We start from the raw sequence: 14,929 nt of genomic DNA on the forward strand, positions 1-14,929 counted from the left end.
CCCCTCGGGTGCCGGCATCTTGTTATCGGGTGGTGAGTTCGTAGGTTTCCCCGTCCGGAAGGGGTACGTCAAACGCATTAAGGGTCATGGATATCAGGGTGTAGTAGCCGCACAGGCCGACCAGATCGACCAGCCGGCCGGTGCCCAGCACGTCCGTCCCCTTGGCGTAGAGCGCGTCGGGGATCCTGCGCTCCCGGGAAAGTGCAAAGACCACATCGTGCACGACCGCTTCCTCGGGATCTGCGAAGGAGGGTCGCTCACCCGCCTTCAGGGCCTCCACGATCTCTGGAGCAAGCCCTGCCTTCAGCGCGATGGGCTTGTGCGCCCACCATTCAAATTCCGCCTGCCACACGCACGCCATGCACAGGATGGCGAGTTCCGACAGCCTGGGGTCGAGCGACGAGCCGTAGCGGCAATAGGCGCCAAGCGCCTGCGCGGCTTCCGCCAGCTCTGGCCGGTGCAGCCAGATGGCGAGAGGGCCGCGGACCCGGCCACGTGGACCGGAGGCGATGATGTCGTGGACACGCTTCTGTTCTGCAGTGAGATGGTTTGGGTCGGGTGGCCCAAGGCGCATGCTGACCTCCTATTGCTGTTCTGCGAGCCGGATCGGCTGACCGTCCAGCCAGCTCTCCAGGTTCTCGACGGTCTGCCGATAAAATGCCTCGAAGGTCTCTCGCACCGAATAGCCTAGATGCGGTGTGACCAGAGCATTGGGCAAGGTCCGGATCGGGTGATCGGCCGGCAGCGGCTCCTGATCGTAGACGTCGATCCCGGCTCCCCTGATCTGTCCGCTGCGGAGAGCCTCCAGAAGAGCCTGCTCGTCCACCAGCGGACCCCGCGCGCTATTGATCAGGATTGACTCGGGCTTCATCTGCGCCAGGTCCTGCCTGCCAATAATGCCGCGGGTCGTGGGGCCGAGCACGAGGTGCAGGGATATCACGTCCGCCGTCGCCAGCAGTTCCTGCTTGGCGAGATAGGTGGCGCCTGCTTCGGCGGCCCGCTCCGGCGTCAGGTTCGGGCTCCACGCAACCGCCTCCATTCCAAAGGCCTTGGCAATGAGAGCCATTCGGGCTCCGAGCTTGCCGAGGCCGACGATGCCGATAGTCTTCCCCCACAGCGCATTGCCAAGCCGGGTCTGCCATGCGCCTTGACGCATCGCGGTGCTCTCCTCCGGAATGAAACGCATCAGGCCCAGGATAAGGCCCCAGGCGAGCTCCGCCGTTGCGTAAACGCCGTTTCCGCTTCCGGTGGTCGTCATTACGGCGATGCCCAGCTCTCGTGCCCTGCTGTGGTCAAGGGTCCTGTTTCGAAGACCAGTCGCTGCGATCGCCTTGAGGTTCGGCAGTTGAGAAAGGAGCTCTCCAGGAAATGCGGTGCGTTCTCGTAGAAGGCATATCGCATCATACTCCCGAAGTTGTTCTATGCCGGCCTCGCCCTTGCCTATCGGCTCATGAAGGAAATCGACGTCCGCTCTCGCCTCGATCTTCTCCCAGGCCGCCAGCTTGTGAGCCACACCCATGTAATCGTCGAGAACCGCGATGCGGGGCCGGCGATCGCTCGGTAGCGGACGAAAGTCTGTCATGACATGTCTCCTCGTGCGGAATTGCGTCGCTTTTCGTACTTGTTGATCAGGGCCACGATCCAGGGGATGTTCGGCATGAACAGGAATATCCGTGTCAGGTGGAATGCAGTGACGATCGTCACGTCTTGATGCAGATACTTCGCGGTCAGCGCCATCTCGACCACGCCACCCGGTGCTGCGCCGAGAATGACGAGCCGCCAGTCCATTCCAGACAGATAGCTCATCGCCAAGGCGATCGCGGCGCACAGGCCTATCAGGACCAGGACGGCAAGAATGCAGGCCAGCGTGAGCCTGCCTGCCGAGGTGATGATCTCACGACGGAATGTCGAGCCGAGCCAAGATCCGAGCACGATCTGTGCAGCCGACAGGATGATCGCTGGAAACGGGGAGATTCCATTGCCCGTGGCTGCAAGCAGGGCTGTAAAGGCGAGCGGTCCCAGGAAGTTGGGGTTGGGAATGCGCAACAGGCGGAAGAGCCACATCCCGCCGAAGCCGATAGCACCAAGCAGGCCGATCTCCAATGGGTCGAACGTCGCGGACCCATTGACCATCATGCCCCGGCCTTCCGGCCATCCCTCCACCGCGTACATCGCGAAGGGGACGAGGACGACGACCGCTGAAAGCCGAAGCGTCTGTGAAAAGATGACCGGCATCGGATCGACCTTGCTCTCCACCGCCATCGCGGCCGCCTCGACCGGGCTCGTGGGCACGGCTGAGAGGAAAGCCTGGGCGAAGGTGAGCCCGCTTGCGCGTGCGAAGATGGCGGCGACTGCGAAGATGCAGAAGAGGCTTGCGACGGCCGTCCCGATGATGACTGGTGCATGGAGGAAGAGCTTGTCGAGCGCCGAGGGGGTGAAGGTCAGCCCGACCTGGCAGGCGACGATCACCTGGCCGAATGGTCGGATCTGGTTGGGGACCCGCACGACCATCAACTGGCTGATGGCAAGGAACGCCGTCATGACCAGCGGGCCGATCATCCACGGTAGCGGCGATCCAAGCCATTGGAAGATAGCGCCGGATGCTGCCGCGAGCAGGAGCAGGAGGCAGAGCTTCGCCAACCGCTTCACTCGCAAAGAGATCGTACCCCCTCCAGGTTTCACGTGCTTTCGGCGGTCAGTCACAACGCGCCGACATCCCGCCGTCGACCACCAGTTCCGTACCGGTCACGAAACGGGCCTCGTCTGAGGCGAGGAACAGCGCGGCATTTGCCGTGTCCCGGCCATCTCCCATGAAGGGCAGCGGGATCCTGCTCTGCCTCTGCGCAAGCAGTGCGCTGACATCACCGCCGGCGCGCTGAGTTGCAAGACGCGCCTCAACCATCGGCGTGTGCATCTGGCCGGGCACCACCGTGTTCACGCGGACGTTGAAGGGCGCATATTCGACGGCAGTGACCCGCGAGAATTGTATGACCCCTGCCTTCGCCGCCGCATAGGCGACCTGTGCAGCGCCGGTCCAGCGAATTCCGGACGTGGACGCTGTATTGACGATGGAGCCGCTTTCCTGAGCCTTCATGATGGGCAGCACATGCTTGCACATGAGAAACACGCTGGTGAGATTGTAGTTGATCTGCTTGAGCCACAACTCCTCGCTCATCTCGACCGCACCGCCCTTGGCTGATCCGCCGACATTGTTCACCAGGACGTCCAGCCTGCCATATCGGGACATGACATCCTCAACCATGCGTGCGATGGAAGAACTGTCGGTAACGTCACAGTGTGCAAGATGAAATGCGCCGCCGATGTCCCGCAGCATTCGTGCGGTCTCTTCCATTGCGTCCGTGTTGATGTCCGTGCCGACGACGGTGGCGCCTTCCTTGGCGAACAGGACTGCCGCAGCTCTCCCATTCCCCCATCCCGGGGCGACGCATCCCGCACCCGTAATGATGGCCACCTTGCCTTCAAGCCTCCGCATCCTGCCCCTCCCGGCGTTTAGCCTGTCGTCAGGGTCACTGCAGATGGGCTGCCGGCGAAGTTATGTCCGGGATATTTGCAGAGCAAGAGACAAGCCGATATTGCTTCCATGTCGACATTAGCCTGACCTATTGGGAAGTTGACTGGCTTTTCGTCGCTCTAGGGAAACCTGCGCTTATGCAAGAACAGAGACTCAATCTTCCGCTCAACCCTCTCCGCGCCTTCGCCATCGCGTCGCGGCACAAGACGTTCACGGCCGCGGCGAGGGAGCTTGGCGTCAGTCAGGTCGCGATCAGCCGGCAGATCGCCATCCTGGAGAACTACCTGAATGTCAGTCTCTTCGAGCGCGGCACCCGCTCCGCCAAACTCACCGACGTGGGCCGAGCCTTCGGCCTTGAGATCGCCGGTCTGTTCGACGAACTGGAGAATGCGACGCATCGCATCATCAGCCAGGAAACGCAGAGCACGGTCAACCTGCGGGTTCATCCGACGCTCGCACATCTGTGGTTGATGCCGCGGCTTCCGGATTTCATGCAGAAATACCCCGACATACGTGTCCGGTTCGACACGCGGGTCGAGCCGTTGGATTTCCGGGGAACCCATCTCGACGTTGCCGTACAGCTGGGTTCTGGCCACTGGAAGGATGCCAAGGCTCGCAAACTGTGGGACGAGGAAATCGACGTGATCTGCAGCGCAGATTACCTCGAGAAGGTCGGGCCGCTCGAAAAGCCGGCGGATGTCGAGCGCTGCGAATTGCTGCATTCGCGGTATCGGCGGCGTGCATGGGAGCACTGGGCGGAGACGATCGGCGTCCAGATCGACTATCGGCGTGGCATGGAGTTTGATACCTCGCTTCTTACTTTCTCGGCAGCCGAGCAGGGTTTTGGCCTCGCTATCGGTCAGTTGGGACTTCTGGACGATCTTGTCGGAAGGGGGCGGCTTGTCCGGCCGTTCGACATGCGGATCGCAACCGGCGCATCCTTCTATGTGACCTGGCCGACCACGGCCTCGGTCAACGTGAAAACGAAGAAGTTCATCGATTGGCTGCTTGGCCAGGTGGGGGAATCGCCCGAGTTCTATTCCGGGTCCAAGGTCGTCCTGAGCCAGCCCTGATACGTCCTTAGCAGAACGGAACTCTGGATTACCTAACGTTTGATCAGGCTTTCTGTCCGCTGCCCGATGCTATCGCTTAGGCAGATAGGCGGATGGAGAAGAAGCATGGCTGGTCGTTTGCAGGGCAAGATCGCAGTGGTCGTCGGAGCGGGACAGCAGCCCGGCACGACGGTCGGCAACGGGCGTGCCGTCGCGATGCGTTTTGCCCAGGAAGGGGCGACCTGCCTGCTCGTCGACAAGGTCGGCGCCTGGGCGGAGGACACCCGCGCACTCCTGGACGGGGCGCAGGCGAGCACGTTCGAGGCCGATGTGACCCGCGAGGATGATTGCCGCGCCGTCATCGAAGCCGCAGTCGCTCGCTACGGTCGGGTGGATATCCTGCACAACAATGTCGGCATGTCCAAGGGCGACAGGCCGACATGGGAGCTCGAAGTGGAGGTCTGGGAGCGCATCATCACGCTCAACCTCCAGAGCATGTTCATGATGTGCAAGCACGCGCTGCCGGTGATGCGCCAACAGCGGTCGGGTTCGATCATCAACATCTCCTCCACCTCGTCGCTCTCCAAGCGCCCGACGCTCGCTTACAAGACGTCGAAGGGGGCAATCAACACGTTGACGCAGCACGTCGCAGCCGAGAATGCCGCCTTCGGCGTGCGAGCGAACGTCATCGTTCCCGGATTGATCGATACGCCGATGGCGATCGAGCGCCGGGCCGCCGAGACCGGGCGTAGCCGCGAGGAAATTCGCGCAGAACGCGATGCACTCGTCCCCATGGGCTTCATGGGCGAGGCACTGGACGTCGCCAACGCGGCAGTCTTTCTGGCCTCCGACGAAGCTAAGTACATCACCGGCGTCCTGCTGCCCGTGGACGGCGGCCTCTTGCTCAAGCGGGGCTGATCTGTCCCTGCAATGGCAACGACCGACGGTCGGCCGACCCAGAGGGATGGCCGGCCGAAGCGATAACGGGAGGTATTGGATCCTCCACCGGCGCCGTTGCCGGCAACGGCGTTGGCAAGAAACCGAGGTGCCTGGAGACGATGAGCAATCCTTTAATCACACTGGCCGAGGCGGCTGCGCACTGGAACAGATGCCCTCTGCTCGAAGAGGTCGACTGGCAGACACGGCGTACGATCCTTGACTGGTTCGGCTCGATGTTGCCCGGCTGTCTCGATGGTCCAGGTCCGGCCCTCGCCAAGGTTCTGGCTTCCGGACGAGGAGAGGGGCGGGCGATCAGCTATGTCGACGGCTCGGCTGGGACATCAAGGCACGCTGCTCTCCTGAACGGCGTGACGAGCCATACGGCGGAATTCGATGACATCTTCCGTGATGGCGGCTATCATCCCGGCAGTCCGACGATCTCGGCAGCCCTTGCCGTGGCACAGGATGTCGGCGCGAGCGGTGAAGCATTCCGCCGTGCGGTGATCGGCGGCTACGAGGTTGGCTGCCGCATCGCGATCGCGCTTCAGCCGAGCCATTATCGCGACTGGCACATCACCGCGACAGTCGGGACGATCGGGGCGGCGGTTTCAACCGCCATGCTCCTCGGCGGGACGGCTGACACGATCGCGCATGCCATCGCCATCTCCACGAGCTTCGCTGGGGGACACCAGGAAAACCTGCAAGGCCTTGGCAACACCAAGCCGCTCCATTGCGGACACGCGGCCGAAGCCGGTGTGCTGGCGGGCCTTGCGGCCTCTGCCGGAGTGACCGGATCCCTGGACAGCCTGCACGCGCCCCACGGCTATGCGGCGGCCTCGAGCGACACGACCGGCAACTGGCAGGCGGCTCTCGACGGGCTGGGTGAATGGACGCCGATCACCCGCATGACGTTCAAGAACCATGGCTGTTGCGGCCATATCTTTCCCACGCTGGACGGTATCAGGACGCTGCAGTCACAGGTGGGCTTTCAGGCGGACGACATTCATTCGATCACCGTGCACGGCTATGGACCGACTGCGGCCATCTGCAACCGCATGAAGGTCGAGACGGCGCGAGATGCACGGTTCTCCGTGCAGTACTGCGTCGGTGCACTGCTCACCATCGGCCGCGTGCGGATGGAGGCGTTCACGCCGGAGGCATTGGCGAGGGAGGATATCCGCGCCATCATGCCGAAGGTCGTGGTGGTCGAGGATGCCGAGATCGCTGCCGCCTATCCGAGCCGCCGCATGGCGCGGCTGCGGGTCGAACTGACGGACGGGCGGGTACTGGATCATTTCCAGCAGACGCGCAAGGGCGACCCCGACGATCCGCTGACCGACGAGGAACTGGTGGAGAAATACGACGAATTGGCTGCCGTGGCCCTCGGTGATCAGGATCGTGAGGGTCTGAAGCAGCAAGTGCTGTTCGGGACGGACCTGCCCCTGGCGCTGACGATCGCTCCCCGAACGGCCTGACATCAACAAGCAGAAAATCAGCAAAGGCTCCTACCATGAATACGAACGCCGACGCGAAAATCCTCCCCGTTGCGACCTTCATCACCACGGATGTGAAGAATGGGATTGCGACGATCAAGCTGAACCGGCCTGACGTCCGAAACGCCATCAACGACGAGATGCGTGCGGAGCTCATCGCCGCATTCGAATGGGCCGACAAGAGCCGCGAGGTGCGTGGCGTGATCCTGACGGGGGAAGGCAAGGGCTTCTGCTCGGGCGGCGATATCGGCGGCATGCGCGGGCGGCTTGAGGCACCCGCCGGGGAGGTGGCGTTCAACGGGTGGCTACGCCAGAAGCAGACCCACAAGGGCATCAGCGTCATTCGCAACATGACCAAGCCGGTGATCGCTGCCGTCAACGGCGCTGCCTTCGGCCTGGGGCTGGACATGGCGCTTGCCTGCGACTTCATCATCGCCGCCTCGGGGGCGAAGCTCTCCATGAGCTTCATCAAGCGTGGCCTGGTCTCCGATGGCGGTGGCATGTATTTCCTGCCCCGTCGCGTCGGTCTGGTGAAGGCGAAGGAGCTTATCCTGACGGGCCGCGTCGTCGAGGCCGAGGAAGCGCTTCAGATCGGAATGGTGGACCGCATCTCCAGCGCTGAAGAACTGTTGAACGATGCCCAGGCATGGGCAGAAGAACTCTGCCAGGGCGCACCGGCTGCGATCGCACTGACGAAGGCCATCCTGGACCAGTCGATGGAAAGCACCGCAGACGAGATATTCACGCTCGGACGGGAGGCGCAGGCGATCTGCTACACCACGTCGGAACACCGGGCGTCGGTGGAAGACTTCCTCAACAAAACGCGATAGGCACAGCGGCAACCGAGTTGGCGGCAAATTTGGATTGGCGGGCATTCCCGAATGCCTGCCGTCCCGCATCGCCCTGTGTTCCTCCACGGTCTCCGTCAGAGACATCGGAGGCTGGGCTCACGCCCGGGCTTTGTTCCCTGCAACCTCTTCCATGGCGACTACGCCGGGCGCATTGTTCGCCGGCGTCGATGCGGTCGGCTGGCGCCGCGTAGTGGAATGATCGGCAAAGAAGAAAGAAGAAGGAGCGTCTTCGACGAACCACGCCGGGATTTCGGGGGGAAGTGATGGTGCTGCTAGAGAGATTTGAACTCTCGGCCTCTCCCTTACCAAGGGAGTGCTCTACCCCTGAGCTATAGCAGCTTAGGCCCGATCTGAAGGGCGTCCGTGGTGGACGTCGTCGGGCGAGGGGCCTATTGCCATAGCTTCGGAGCGAGCGCAAGCCGCAAATTGCGGTTCGCCGCAGGATGGAGCTAAAAGGAGGCCGACGGGTTTTCCAGCAGGCATGTAGGAACGAGTGATGGCGGCAAAGGACGAAGATGCGACGCCTTCGGCAGTAGAGACGAAGAGCGGGCGCAAGCGGGAAGCGGAGATCAGGGAAGAGCAGCGACAGGCACGCGCCGCCGCCAAGCTTCGCGAGAACCTGCTGCGCCGCAAGGCGCAGACGCGGGCGCGGCGCGCCGGGGCGGCCGACGAGGTGGATGGCCTGCCCGCCGCAAAAAAAGACGAATCAGGCTGACACATCCTCGTCCGGCCTCGGCCAAACCATTTGAAGCCTACTTGCTTTTCCGCTAAGGACGCCATCTTTCGCGCTTGCACAAGAACAAAGGGCGGGCTTGCTCCCGTTGGACCTCATGGATCGCATCAGAATTCGCGGCGGCAACAAGCTTAACGGCGTTATCCCGATATCCGGCGCCAAGAATGCGGCGCTTCCGCTGATGATCGCGTCGCTGCTGACCAGCGATACGCTGACGCTGGAAAACGTTCCGCATCTTGCCGACGTCGAGCAGCTTCTGCGAATCCTTGGCAATCACGGTGTCGACGTGATGGTCAACGGGCGGCGCGAAAGCCAGACGGAAAGCTATTCTCGGACGATCCAGTTCACCTGCAGGACGATCGTCGACACGACTGCTCCCTATGATCTCGTCTCCAAGATGCGTGCGAGCTTCTGGGTCATCGGACCGCTCCTGGCCCGCGCCGGTACGGCCCGCGTATCGCTGCCGGGGGGGTGCGCCATCGGTACGCGCCCGGTTGACCTTTTTCTCGAAGGCCTGCAGGCGCTTGGCGCACAGATTGAGATCGACGGCGGCTATGTCAATGCGACTGCCCCGGACGGCGGGCTCGTCGGTGGACACTACACCTTCCCCAAGGTCTCGGTCGGGGCCACCCATGTGCTGATGATGGCCGCAACGCTTGCGAACGGCACGACCGTGATCGACAATGCCGCCCGCGAGCCCGAGGTCGTCGATCTTGCCGACTGCCTCATCGCCATGGGAGCACGCATCTCCGGCGCGGGAACCAGCACGATCACGGTCGAGGGCGTCACCTCGCTGCACGGTGCGCGCCACCGCGTGCTGCCGGACCGCATCGAGACGGGTACCTATGCGATGGCTGTCGCGATGACCGGTGGCGACGTGACGCTCGAGGGAACGCGCGCGGACCTGCTCGAGAACGCGCTTGATGCGCTGCGCATGTCCGGAGCCGAAATCACCGAGACCGAAAGCGGGCTCAGGGTGGTGCGCAACGGGAACGGCATCCAGCCGGTCGATGTCGTCACGGAACCCTTCCCCGGCTTCCCGACCGACCTGCAGGCACAGTTCATGGCGCTGATGACGCGCTCCTCCGGCGTTTCCCACATCACGGAGACCATCTTCGAGAACCGCTTCATGCATGTGCAGGAACTGGCGCGTCTAGGTGCGCGCATCTCGCTGTCCGGACAGATGGCGCGGATCGAGGGGGTGGATCGGCTGCGCGGAGCCCCGGTCATGGCGACGGATCTGCGGGCTTCCGTGTCGCTTGTCATCGCCGGGCTGGCGGCCGAGGGGGAGACCATGGTCAACCGTGTCTACCACCTCGACCGCGGCTTCGAGCGGCTGGAGGAAAAGCTCACCCGCTGCGGCGCCGAGGTGGAACGGGTCAGCGACTAAGGTCACGCTGGCGTTGCATGGCGTGCCGCGTCATCCTATCTCCAGCGCCGGATGACAACGCGCCGCGCGCGCCGTGGATTGGAATGGAATCATGGCCGACCTCAAGCTTCTCGCTCTCGATCAGGATGATCTCGGCATCATCTCCGCCCATATGCAAGATAGCGTCTTTCGCGTCGGCGAACTGAGTTATGACGCGCGCCACCGGCAATTCACCGCCTTGGTCAACCGCTTTGTCTGGGAGGAAGCCGACCGCGGGAGGAAGGGCTACGAACGGCGTCGCTCGGTCATCTCCTTCAAGCGTGTGGAGGCAGTCCGGTCGATGGGCATCAATCGCCAGGATGCGGAAGGCGTTTACTGCCTGCTGGCGATCCGATTCGAGCAGAAGGGCGAGGGGCCCGACGGAACGATCGAGCTGACGCTTGCCGGCGGTGCCGCGATCAGCCTCGACGTCGAATGCATCGAGGTGCAGATGCTGGATACCGGCGGCGCCTGGGCAACCGAGCGCCTGCCGGCGCACCCGGCCGACTAAGTGACGCAGGCGGCACGGAATTTCAAGGGGACGTAAGACGTGGCAATCTGGCTGGATCAGCGATCCGAGGACTTCGAGGCGCGGTTTTCCGCCTTTCTCTCGACGAAGCGGGAGGTTTCCGATGATGTCAATGCCGTGGTGCGGGGCATCATCGATGACGTGCGCCTTCGTGGCGACGCCGCGCTCTTCGACTATTCGGCCCGCTTCGATGGGGTGGATCTCGCGACGGCCGGCCTTCGGGTCAGCGACGCGGACATCGATGCGGCGGTAGCCGCCACCGATCCGGAGGTGCTGGAAGCTTTGAAGCTTGCGGCCGAGCGGATCGAGAAGCACCATGCGCGGCAAATGCCGAAGGATGACATCTACGAGGATGCGCTCGGCGTCGGACTCGGGTCCCGCTGGACGGCGGTCGAGGCAGTCGGCCTCTACGTCCCGGGCGGTACAGCAAGCTATCCGAGTTCGGTCCTGATGAACGCGCTGCCGGCGAAGGTAGCGGGCGTGCCTCGGGTGGTCATGGTGGTCCCGGCCAGCGGTGGAGCGATCAATCCCACTGTCCTGGCGGCCGCCCGGATCGCCGGCGTGACGGAGATCTACCGGGTCGGCGGCGCGCAGGCGATTGCCGCTCTCGCCTACGGCACCGAAACGATCGCACCGGTCGCCAAGATCGTCGGTCCGGGCAATGCTTACGTCGCCGCGGCGAAGCGGCAGGTCTTCGGTCAGGTGGGGATCGACATGATTGCCGGTCCTTCCGAAGTGCTCATCATCGCAGATGGCGAGAACGACCCGGACTGGATCGCCGCGGATCTCCTGGCCCAGGCGGAGCACGACGAGGGTGCCCAGTCGATCCTGATCACGGACGACCGCGCCTTCGGGGAGGCGGTGGAGCAGGCGGTGGAGCGTCAACTGACCCGGTTGTCACGGTCACGGACCGCAGCAAGAAGCTGGGCGGATTTCGGTGCGATCATCCTCGTCGGCGACTTTTCGGCGGCCGTACCGCTGGCGGACCGGATCGCTGCCGAACATCTGGAGCTCGCCGTGGCGGAGCCCGACGCGCTGATCAACCGGATCCGCAATGCGGGAGCGATCTTCGTCGGCCGGCATACACCGGAAGTTATCGGCGATTATGTCGGCGGATCAAACCATGTGTTGCCGACGGCACGCTCGGCCCGATTTTCGTCAGGTCTCTCCGTCCTCGACTACGTCAAGCGCACCTCGATCCTTCGCCTCGGTCCCGACCAGCTGGCAGCGCTGGCGCCCGCGGCAATCACGCTCGCGAATTCCGAAGGGCTCGATGCCCACGCACGGTCGGTCTCGATCCGGCTCAACCGCGGGGGTTGAGAATGGCGAAGGGCGATTTCCGGCTTTCCGATGTCGTCCTGGATGAGTCCATCGGGCGCTCCACGCCGGATGTCGAGCATGAGCGGGCTGTTGCCATCTTCGACCTGGTGGAGGAAAACACCTTCGAGCCTGTGGGACATTCTGGCGGCCCCTACCACCTGAAGCTCTCGCTGGTGGACTCCAAGCTGGTCTTCACCATCACGACCGAGGGTGGAGAGGACGTTGCCACCCACATTCTCTCGCTGACGCCCTTCCGGCGGATCATCAAGGATTACTTCATGATCTGCGAGAGCTACTATGAGGCGATCCGCTCCGCCACGCCTAGCCGGATCGAGTCGATCGACATGGGCCGCCGCGGTATCCACAACGAGGGATCGCAAACCCTGATGGATCGCCTGGACGGCAAGGTCCGGCTGGATTTTGACACTGCCAGACGGCTGTTCACGCTCGTCTGTGTCCTCTACTGGCGCGGCTGACGTCCATGAGCGGCGCCCCTGACGCGGACGTCAAGAAGGAGAGGCCGGGTGCAATCCTTTTCATGTGCGGCTGGAATGCGATCCGGTCGCCAATGGCAGAGGCCATTGCAAAGCGGCTGCTGCCTTCCGATATCTATGTCCAGTCGGCTGGCGTGCGTTCAGGAGAGCCTGATCCTTTCGTGGATGTCGTGCTCGACGAGATCGGTCTTTCCATTCCGCGTCACCAGCCTCGGACCCTTGACGATCTCGAAGACGACTATTTTGACGTCATCATCACATTGACGCCCGAGGCCCATCATGCGGCGCTTGAACTGACGCGGTCGAATGCGGTTGAGGTCGTCTACTGGCCGACCATGGATCCAACCGCCGCGACCGGCTCTCGCGAGCAACGGCTCGACGCGTACCGTGGGGTGAGGGATCACCTTTGGAAGCGGATCGAGGAGCGCTTTTCCAGCCTGCAGAAGCGTCCGGCGGACAGGCGATGAGCGACGGAAGGGGAACGGAAATTATGCGAGTTCACAAAGCGAACATGATTGTGTAGTTTCCGCCAAAATTTGCGGGGCCGGCTGAAGCTGCGCCCATGAAATCAACAGACAGGAAGATAATCCATAGATGGCTAAAGAAGAAGTCCTTGAGTTTCCGGGCGTCGTGACCGAATTGCTGCCGAACGCGACGTTCCGTGTGAAGCTAGAAAACGAACACGAAATCATTGCCCATACCGCTGGCCGGATGCGCAAGAACCGTATCCGCGTTCTCGCCGGCGATAAGGTCCTCGTGGAAATGACTCCCTACGACCTGACCAAGGGCCGTATCACCTACCGCTTCAAGTAATATCAAGCGGCAGTTCGGCAGGCTCATGGCGTCAGAACAGAAACTCATCCTGGCCTCCGGCTCTCCGCGTCGCCTGGACCTGCTCAACCAGGCAGGGCTCCATCCTGCGCGCCTGATGCCGATGGACATCGACGAGACGCCGAAGAAGTCCGAACACCCCCGCTCGCTTGCCCGCCGCCTTTCCGGCGAGAAGGCGGAGGCCGCCTGGGCTGCGCTCAAGAGCGATCTCGCCTGGCGCCACAGCTACATCCTGTCGGCGGACACGGTCGTTGCGGTCGGGCGCCGGATCCTGGAGAAGACGGAGTATACGGACGAGGCATCCTCCGCGCTGCACCTTCTCTCCGGACGCGGCCACTCGGTCTATACCGGCATCTGTCTCGTCACGCCGGGCGGCCAGTTCCGGCAGAAGGTCGTACAGACGAAAGTACGGTTCAAGCGACTGTCGCCGCACGAGATCGACAACTACATCGCTTCGGGTCAGTGGCGCGGCAAGGCCGGCGCCTACGCGATCCAGGGCATCGCCGGCAGCTTCGTGCAGAAGATCGTAGGGTCCTACACCAATGTCGTCGGGCTGCCGCTCTATGAAACGCTGTCGCTGCTTTCGGGAGAAGGCTTCGACGTGCAGGCGGCCTGGCCGGAGGGCTGAGACCTATGGCACCATCGACAAAGCCCGGCGCCAAGGTGGAGCCGCTTCGCAAGGCAAGGCCGTGCCCGGAATGCGGTAAGCCATCGGCTCGTGAACACTATCCCTTCTGCTCCGATCGCTGCCGTACCCTCGATCTGTCGCGTTGGCTGAAGGGTTCCTACGCCATCCCGGTGGCCGAGGACCAGAGCAAGGCTGACCCCCTGGACGAGTAGTGTCCGCCGGTCTGTTCCACGCCGATTTCCCGGACGATGAGCGCAGGCGAAAAAAGTGTCCGCCGCCGCTGGACATGGCCGAACAAGATGTTATAACCCCGCTCGCTTCCGGGGCGCAGGCCCCGCCGGCCCAGTGCCGGAAGGCTTGAAGAAGCCTCGATGCCCGGATAGCTCAGTTGGTAGAGCAGCGGATTGAAAATCCGCGTGTCGGTGGTTCAAATCCGCCTCCGGGCACCATTTCCCTTTCAGTCTCTCAAGCCAGAGCAGGCCATGGACGCCCAGATTGTCTTCGATCGTTCCGCCGTGGAAGTCGCCCGCGACCTCATCGGCGCCGAGCTGGCTTTCCGTGGTGTCGGTGGCATCATCGTGGAGACTGAAGCCTATGAGCCCGACGATCCGGCCTCGCACAGTTTCCGAGGGCCGACGGACAGGAACCGTTCGATGTTCGGGCCTGCGGGACATGCCTATGTCTACCGTTCCTACGGCATCCACTGGTGTCTCAATGTCGTCTGCCGGCCCGGCAGCGCGGTGCTCATCCGTGCCTTGGAGCCGGTATGGGGTGTTGAGGAGATGCAAGAGCGTCGCGGGCAGACCGCACCTCGCCTGCTCTGTGCCGGTCCCGGACGGGTGTGCCAGGCACTTGGCATCGACCGACAGCATGACGGGCTCAGTCTCTCCGAACCGCCGTTCCGGATGTCGCTGCCGCTGGAGAGCTGCCCGGTAGAAGCTGGAAAGCGCATCGGGATAACCAAGGCCGCCGACCAGCCGTGGCGCTTTGGTCTGCGGGGCTCGCCACATCTCAGCCGCCGGTTCCCGCCGGAGGCCTAACAGGCGTGAGCCCTGCCACCTAGCTAAGAGCCCGGACGTCGAAGCCACGGCTTTCGGCCGAAAATGGATGCGAACTTGG

At 63.1% G+C, this 14,929-nt stretch carries 18 protein-coding genes and 2 tRNA genes; 15 read left to right on the forward strand and 5 right to left on the reverse strand.

All coding sequences use genetic code 11. The features are described 5' to 3' along the window. Window positions 1-22 precede the first annotated feature (22 nt). The 4 genes from FN060_RS12130 to FN060_RS12145 are packed head-to-tail and all read right to left on the reverse strand — an operon-like array spanning window position 23 to window position 3,493. On the reverse strand, window positions 23-574 hold the full coding sequence (locus FN060_RS12130; protein ID WP_142588239.1) for a carboxymuconolactone decarboxylase family protein: 552 nt from the start codon (window positions 572-574) through the stop codon (window positions 23-25). A 9-nt stretch (window positions 575-583) separates the two neighbouring features. Next, on the reverse strand, window positions 584-1,582 hold the full coding sequence (locus tag FN060_RS12135; protein WP_142588240.1) for a D-2-hydroxyacid dehydrogenase family protein: 999 nt from the start codon (window positions 1,580-1,582) through the stop codon (window positions 584-586). Then, complete coding sequence (locus tag FN060_RS12140) at window positions 1,579-2,640, reverse strand: AbrB family transcriptional regulator (protein ID WP_210310749.1); 1,062 nt, start codon at window positions 2,638-2,640, stop codon at window positions 1,579-1,581. Before FN060_RS12140 ends, FN060_RS12135 begins: the two co-directional genes overlap by 4 nt. A gap of 55 nt (window positions 2,641-2,695) precedes the next feature. Further along, window positions 2,696-3,493 carry an SDR family NAD(P)-dependent oxidoreductase gene (locus FN060_RS12145; RefSeq protein ID WP_142588241.1) on the reverse strand — a complete coding sequence of 266 codons (798 nt, stop codon included), beginning with the start codon at window positions 3,491-3,493 and terminating at the stop codon, window positions 2,696-2,698. A gap of 176 nt (window positions 3,494-3,669) precedes the next feature. On the opposite strand from FN060_RS12145, the gene FN060_RS12150 reads away from it, so the two are divergent. The 4 genes from FN060_RS12150 to FN060_RS12165 all read left to right on the forward strand — a co-directional run bounded on the left by FN060_RS12150 (window position 3,670) and on the right by FN060_RS12165 (window position 7,846). Further along, entirely contained in the window at window positions 3,670-4,605 is a 936-nt protein-coding gene (locus FN060_RS12150; RefSeq protein WP_142588242.1) for a LysR substrate-binding domain-containing protein, read from the forward strand. A gap of 105 nt (window positions 4,606-4,710) precedes the next feature. Further along, the gene (locus tag FN060_RS12155; RefSeq protein WP_142588243.1) at window positions 4,711-5,502 is read left to right on the forward strand and encodes an SDR family NAD(P)-dependent oxidoreductase; all 792 of its coding nucleotides are present in this window, start codon (window positions 4,711-4,713) and stop codon (window positions 5,500-5,502) included. 140 nt (window positions 5,503-5,642) lie between these two features. Then, window positions 5,643-6,998: an MmgE/PrpD family protein gene (locus FN060_RS12160; RefSeq protein WP_142588244.1), complete on the forward strand. Its 1,356-nt coding sequence runs from the start codon at window positions 5,643-5,645 to the stop codon at window positions 6,996-6,998. A 35-nt stretch (window positions 6,999-7,033) separates the two neighbouring features. Further along, window positions 7,034-7,846, forward strand: a complete 813-nt coding sequence (locus FN060_RS12165) for an enoyl-CoA hydratase/isomerase family protein (RefSeq protein ID WP_142588245.1) — start codon at window positions 7,034-7,036, stop codon at window positions 7,844-7,846. Between the two features lie 285 nt (window positions 7,847-8,131). Here the strand turns inward: FN060_RS12165 and FN060_RS12170 are convergent. Continuing rightward, window positions 8,132-8,206 (reverse strand) — tRNA-Thr (locus FN060_RS12170). A 157-nt stretch (window positions 8,207-8,363) separates the two neighbouring features. Here FN060_RS12170 and FN060_RS12175 point away from each other — a divergent pair. The 11 genes from FN060_RS12175 to FN060_RS12225 all read left to right on the forward strand — a co-directional run bounded on the left by FN060_RS12175 (window position 8,364) and on the right by FN060_RS12225 (window position 14,850). Then, window positions 8,364-8,582: a hypothetical protein gene (locus FN060_RS12175; protein ID WP_052636898.1), complete on the forward strand. Its 219-nt coding sequence runs from the start codon at window positions 8,364-8,366 to the stop codon at window positions 8,580-8,582. A gap of 115 nt (window positions 8,583-8,697) precedes the next feature. After that, window positions 8,698-9,990 (forward strand): UDP-N-acetylglucosamine 1-carboxyvinyltransferase, encoded by a 1,293-nt coding sequence (murA, locus tag FN060_RS12180; protein WP_052636899.1) that lies wholly within the window; start codon window positions 8,698-8,700, stop codon window positions 9,988-9,990. Window positions 9,991-10,081: 91 nt separating this feature from the next. Then, window positions 10,082-10,519, forward strand: a complete 438-nt coding sequence (locus FN060_RS12185) for a DUF2948 family protein (RefSeq protein WP_077549046.1) — start codon at window positions 10,082-10,084, stop codon at window positions 10,517-10,519. A gap of 39 nt (window positions 10,520-10,558) precedes the next feature. Then, complete coding sequence (gene hisD / locus FN060_RS12190) at window positions 10,559-11,857, forward strand: histidinol dehydrogenase (RefSeq protein WP_142588246.1); 1,299 nt, start codon at window positions 10,559-10,561, stop codon at window positions 11,855-11,857. Between the two features lie 2 nt (window positions 11,858-11,859). Beyond that, on the forward strand, window positions 11,860-12,333 hold the full coding sequence (locus FN060_RS12195; RefSeq protein ID WP_142588247.1) for a UPF0262 family protein: 474 nt from the start codon (window positions 11,860-11,862) through the stop codon (window positions 12,331-12,333). A gap of 5 nt (window positions 12,334-12,338) precedes the next feature. Continuing rightward, window positions 12,339-12,818, forward strand: coding sequence for an arsenate-mycothiol transferase ArsC (locus FN060_RS12200; protein WP_142588248.1), 480 nt, complete (start codon window positions 12,339-12,341; stop codon window positions 12,816-12,818). A 127-nt stretch (window positions 12,819-12,945) separates the two neighbouring features. Further along, entirely contained in the window at window positions 12,946-13,164 is a 219-nt protein-coding gene (infA, locus tag FN060_RS12205; protein WP_004435948.1) for a translation initiation factor IF-1, read from the forward strand. A 25-nt stretch (window positions 13,165-13,189) separates the two neighbouring features. Beyond that, window positions 13,190-13,810: a Maf-like protein gene (locus FN060_RS12210; RefSeq protein ID WP_052636904.1), complete on the forward strand. Its 621-nt coding sequence runs from the start codon at window positions 13,190-13,192 to the stop codon at window positions 13,808-13,810. 5 nt (window positions 13,811-13,815) lie between these two features. After that, on the forward strand, window positions 13,816-14,022 hold the full coding sequence (gene yacG, locus FN060_RS12215) for a DNA gyrase inhibitor YacG (protein WP_077549049.1): 207 nt from the start codon (window positions 13,816-13,818) through the stop codon (window positions 14,020-14,022). 161 nt (window positions 14,023-14,183) lie between these two features. Beyond that, window positions 14,184-14,259 (forward strand) — tRNA-Phe (locus FN060_RS12220). Between the two features lie 33 nt (window positions 14,260-14,292). Beyond that, a complete protein-coding gene (locus FN060_RS12225) occupies window positions 14,293-14,850 on the forward strand; it encodes a DNA-3-methyladenine glycosylase (RefSeq protein ID WP_142588249.1) in 558 nt (185 codons plus the stop codon). The last annotated feature ends 79 nt before the right edge of the window (window positions 14,851-14,929 follow it).

Source organism: Pseudorhizobium halotolerans (assembly GCF_902153235.2).
GTDB lineage: Bacteria > Pseudomonadota > Alphaproteobacteria > Rhizobiales > Rhizobiaceae > Neorhizobium > Neorhizobium flavum.

Excerpts from the sequence above, each read along its gene's own strand:
- FN060_RS12175 (WP_052636898.1), top strand. The coding sequence starts at position 8,364 with ATGGCGGCAAAGGACGAAGATGCGACGCCTTCGGCAGTAGAGACGAAG.
- FN060_RS12185 (WP_077549046.1), top strand. The coding sequence starts at position 10,082 with ATGGCCGACCTCAAGCTTCTCGCTCTCGATCAGGATGATCTCGGCATC.
- yacG (WP_077549049.1), top strand. The coding sequence starts at position 13,816 with ATGGCACCATCGACAAAGCCCGGCGCCAAGGTGGAGCCGCTTCGCAAG.
- FN060_RS12130 (WP_142588239.1), bottom strand. The coding sequence starts at position 574 with ATGCGCCTTGGGCCACCCGACCCAAACCATCTCACTGCAGAACAGAAG.
- murA (WP_052636899.1), top strand. The coding sequence starts at position 8,698 with ATGGATCGCATCAGAATTCGCGGCGGCAACAAGCTTAACGGCGTTATC.
- FN060_RS12145 (WP_142588241.1), bottom strand. The coding sequence starts at position 3,493 with ATGCGGAGGCTTGAAGGCAAGGTGGCCATCATTACGGGTGCGGGATGC.
- FN060_RS12155 (WP_142588243.1), top strand. The coding sequence starts at position 4,711 with ATGGCTGGTCGTTTGCAGGGCAAGATCGCAGTGGTCGTCGGAGCGGGA.
- FN060_RS12135 (WP_142588240.1), bottom strand. The coding sequence starts at position 1,582 with ATGACAGACTTTCGTCCGCTACCGAGCGATCGCCGGCCCCGCATCGCG.
- FN060_RS12225 (WP_142588249.1), top strand. The coding sequence starts at position 14,293 with ATGGACGCCCAGATTGTCTTCGATCGTTCCGCCGTGGAAGTCGCCCGC.
- FN060_RS12160 (WP_142588244.1), top strand. The coding sequence starts at position 5,643 with ATGAGCAATCCTTTAATCACACTGGCCGAGGCGGCTGCGCACTGGAAC.
- FN060_RS12210 (WP_052636904.1), top strand. The coding sequence starts at position 13,190 with ATGGCGTCAGAACAGAAACTCATCCTGGCCTCCGGCTCTCCGCGTCGC.
- FN060_RS12195 (WP_142588247.1), top strand. The coding sequence starts at position 11,860 with ATGGCGAAGGGCGATTTCCGGCTTTCCGATGTCGTCCTGGATGAGTCC.
- infA (WP_004435948.1), top strand. The coding sequence starts at position 12,946 with ATGGCTAAAGAAGAAGTCCTTGAGTTTCCGGGCGTCGTGACCGAATTG.
- FN060_RS12200 (WP_142588248.1), top strand. The coding sequence starts at position 12,339 with ATGAGCGGCGCCCCTGACGCGGACGTCAAGAAGGAGAGGCCGGGTGCA.
- FN060_RS12165 (WP_142588245.1), top strand. The coding sequence starts at position 7,034 with ATGAATACGAACGCCGACGCGAAAATCCTCCCCGTTGCGACCTTCATC.
- FN060_RS12150 (WP_142588242.1), top strand. The coding sequence starts at position 3,670 with ATGCAAGAACAGAGACTCAATCTTCCGCTCAACCCTCTCCGCGCCTTC.